The sequence below is a fragment of the Streptomyces sp. NPDC043176 genome, from assembly GCF_056436715.1.
On sequence record NZ_JBWKCA010000055.1, the window covers coordinates 1 to 4,195 of the forward strand.

At 70.4% G+C, this 4,195-nt stretch carries 2 protein-coding genes; both read right to left on the reverse strand.

From position 1 onward, the window contains the following. The coding region (locus AC067A_RS37310) for a type I polyketide synthase (RefSeq protein ID WP_479248128.1) at positions 1 to 1,848 on the reverse strand (1,848 nt) is incomplete at its 3' end. A gap of 7 nt (positions 1,849 to 1,855) precedes the next feature. After that, the coding region (locus AC067A_RS37315; RefSeq protein ID WP_479248130.1) for an SDR family NAD(P)-dependent oxidoreductase at positions 1,856 to 4,195 on the reverse strand (2,340 nt) is incomplete at its 5' end.

Below are 4,195 nucleotides of genomic sequence, written 5' to 3' on the forward strand. Positions count from 1 at the left end.
CTCACGGAACACCCCGAAACGCCCATACAACTCCCGGCCCATCCCCACCCGCTGGGAACCCTGACCCGAGAACAACACCCCCAACCGGCCGTCCTCCACCACCGAACGACCCGCAGTGATCACACCAGGCACCGACTCCCCCCGAGCCAAAGCCTCCAGACCAGCCACCGCCCCCTCACGATCCGCCGCCACCACCACGGCACGATCCGCCAGGGCACCACGAGTCATCACCAAAGACCGCGCCACAGACGAGAGTTCGTCCTCGGCGCGCTCCGACAGGAACCCCGCCAGCCGAGCGGCCTGACCCCCCAAAGCAGCCTGACCACGCCCCGAGAGGAGAAGGGGAACAACCGAGCCCTCCAAGGCCGGGCGGCCCTCCAAGGCCGAGCCCGCCAAGGCCGGCCCCTCCAGGGCTCCCTGCTCACCCTCGGCCGGCACCTGCTCCGGCGCCTGCTCCAAAATGACGTGCGCGTTCGTACCACTGACACCGAAACCGGAGACGGCCGCACGACGGGGATGTCCCGTCTCGGGCCACTGCCGGGCCTCGGTGAGCAGTTCCACCGCACCCGCCGACCAGTCCACCTGAGGAGTCGGCTCATCGACGTGCAGCGTGCGCGGCAGAACACCGTGACGCATCGCCTGCACCATCTTGATCACACCCGCCACACCCGCAGCCGCCTGCGTATGACCGATGTTCGACTTCAACGAACCCAGCCACAACGGCCGATCCGCGTCACGACCCTGACCATAGGTCGCGATGACCGCCTGCGCCTCGATCGGATCACCCAGCACCGTCCCCGTGCCGTGCGCCTCCACCACATCGACCTCGGTGGCGGACAGGCCCGCGTTCGCCAACGCACGCCGGATCACCCGCTGCTGCGAGGGACCGTTCGGCGCGGTCAGCCCATTCGACGCACCATCCTGATTCACCGCCGAACCCCGCACCACCGCCAGCACCCGGTGCCCGTTGCGAACCGCGTCCGACAACCGCTCAAGCACCAGCACACCCGCACCCTCCGCGAAGCCGGTGCCGTCGGCGGAGGCCGCGAACGACTTGCACCGGCCATCGACTGCAAGACCACGCTGCCGCGAGAACCTGACGAACGCGTCCGGTTCGGCCATCACCGTGACACCGCCGGCCAGCGCCAACGAGGACTCCCCCGACCGCAGCGACTGCGCCGCCAGATGCAGGGCCACCAGGGAGGAGGAGCAGGCGGTGTCCAGGGTCACCGCCGGGCCCTCAAGCCCGAGCACGTACGACACCCGGCCCGACAGCACGCTCCCCGCACCACCGGTGAGGAGAAAGCCCTCGAGTCCATCCGGGGCATCCTGCGGATCGGTGCCGTAGTCATGGAAGGCGATGCCGGCGAACACGCCGACGGGCTTGCCGCGCAGGGTGGCCGGGTCGATGCCGGCCCGCTCCAGCGCCTCCCACGAGGTCTCCAGGATCAGCCGCTGCTGCGGATCCATCGCCAGCGCCTCACGCGGCGAGATCCCGAAGAACCCCGCATCGAACTCGTCCGCGTCGTGCAGGAAGCCACCGTCGCGGGAGTAGCTGGTGCCCAGGTGGTCCGGGTCCGGGTGATACAGGTTCTCCAGGTCCCAACCACGATTGCCCGGGAAGCCCGAGATGCCGTCACCGCCGGCGACCACCAGATCCCAGAGCTCCTCCGGGCTGGAGATTCCGCCGGGAAGCCGACACGCCATCCCCACGATCGCGATCGGTTCCGAGTTGGCGGCCACGACCCGGTCGTACTGCTGCTGAAGGCGGGCGTTCTCCTTCAGGGAAGCACGTAGGGCGTTGACTATCTGTTCGCTCTGAGCAGCCATGATTTCCTCGTCCTTCACCTATTGATCACGGCTGGGTGCGGCCCAGGGCCCGCTGCACGAGATCGTCGACGTCCATCGCATCGATCAGCTCGATTTCCTCGCTGCCGTCCGGCACCTGGCCGGATTCCGAGGCTGTCGGCTCCGATCGCGCCATCGACCACAGCGCGTCGAGTACGCCCGCCTCCTGGAAGCGGCTGAGCGGAACGGCGGCCAGCACCCGGCGGAACTCCGCCTCGTCGACCTCGACCTCGCCCGCCGGATCGGCGGCCAGCTCTTCGCGGAGGTACTCCACGAGCGCCGCCGGTGTCGGATAGTCGAAGATCGCCGTGGCCGGGAGGCCGGCACCGATGGCCGCTGCCAGTGCATTGCGCAGAGTGACCGCGGCCAGCGAGTCGAAACCCATCTCCTGGAAGGCCTGCCTCGGCTTGACCTGTTCCAGGTCCGTGTGACCCAGCGCCGCAGCCGCTTGTTCGCGGACAAGCTTCAGCAGAATCCGGGTCTGCTCGGCTTCACCCGCCCCCGCCAGCAGCTCCGCGAGCCGCGAATCGGCCTCCGCCTGGTCCGGGCCGGAGTCGGCAGCCTCGGTGACTCGCCGTACCTCGGGCAGATCTCCGAGCAGCGGGCTGGGACGCGAGGAGGTGAAGGCCGGCACGAACGTCGACCAGTCGATGTCCGCTACGGCGACCACACCGTCGTCGGACTGGATCGCGGCGGAGAGCGCCCCCACAGCCACCTCCGGCGCCATGGGCGTCACGCCTCGGCGACGAAGCAGCTGTTGCACCTCGGGATCGGCGGCCACGCCGATCCCTTCGATCACACCCCAGGCCAGCGAGGTCGACGACAGGCCGCGTGCCCGACGGTGCTCCACCAGTGCGTCCAGGTAGGCGTTGACGGCACCGGCGACGCCCTGACCGCCGCCGCCCCACACGCCCGCCGCCGAGGAGAAGACCACGAAACTGTCGAGAGGCCGGTCGCCCAGCATCTCGTCCAGGTACAGGGCCGAATCGGCCTTGACCGACAGCACCTCGCTCAGCGTGTCCGCGTCGATCTCCCCGACCGGCATGATCCTGGCCAGGTCGGCCGCGTGCACCACGGCGGTGAGGGCCGGGCGCGCGGCCGATTCCGCGAACAGCTCGGCGACACCGGCGCGGCTGGATATGTCAGCACCTGAGACCGTCACTCCGACGCCCAGCCCGGTCAGTTCGGCCACGCAGTCGCGGACGTGCGGTGCCTGCGGATCCCCCTCGACGGTGAGCAGGAGGTGCTCCGCACCGGCTTCCGCCAGCCACCGAGCGGCGTGTCGGCCGAGGCCCTCGGTACCGCCGGTCACCAGCACGGTGCCGCGGGGCCGCCAGTTGCGCCGTGTCGGTTCGGTCCGCAGCGGACTCTCCGAGAGGCGGCGGCCGAACACGCCTGCCGATCGCACCGCGACCTGATCCTCACCGCTCGTCCCGTTCAGCACACCGAGGAGGGCCAGTCCCGTGCGCGCGTCGATCGCCTCGGGCAGATCCACGAGACCGCCCCAGCGGTCCGGGTGTTCCAGCGCCGCCGCGTGGCCGAGGCCCCAGACGACCGCCTGTTCCGGTGCCCGCAGACGATCCGTGGGGCCGATGCTCACGGCGCCGCTGGTCACGCACCAGAGCCGCGGTCCGGCGGCGACCTCGCCGTGGGCCCGTATCAGGGCCGGCGTGACGGCGGTGCCCTCCGTAAGCACCGGGGATCCCGGGCGCTCGCGCGGGTCCAGGGCGAGCAGGGACAGGACTCCGGTCAATTCCTCCTCGGCCAGCGTCCGACGCATGAGGTCGACGTAGCCGGTGCTGTCGGTCTCGGCGAACTCCACGATCCGCGTGCGCATGCCCAGGCCGTCCAGCGTCCGTACCATGCCGGCGATGCGATCGTCATCGGCCGTGTTGGGCGGCACGACCACCAGCCACGATCCGGTCGGTGCGCCGGCAGGGGCCGGTGGGAGCGGCGTCCAGGCCACCCGGTAGCGGAGCCGGTTGAGCAAGTGCTTCTCGGTCCGTCCGCGCCGCCACGTGGCGAGGGTGCCGAGGGCGGAGCCCATGGCCTTCAGGAACTCGTCGTCGCCGTCGGGGCCGAACTCCAAGATCTTCGCCAGGGAACCGAGGTCTTCGCGTTCGACCGCGTCCCAGAACCGCGCGTCGACCTCGTCGCCACCGGCCGTCGGGTCTTCCGTGCCCTGGCGGGATTCCAGCCAGAAACGCTGCCGCTGGAAGGCATACGTCGGCAGCTCAACCGGCCAGCCCGCATCCCGGCCCACCAACGCCGCCCAATCGACCCCGACGCCCTGGACGTGCAACCGCGCCAACGCCTCCAGGAAACGGACGGGACCGCCCTCGTCACG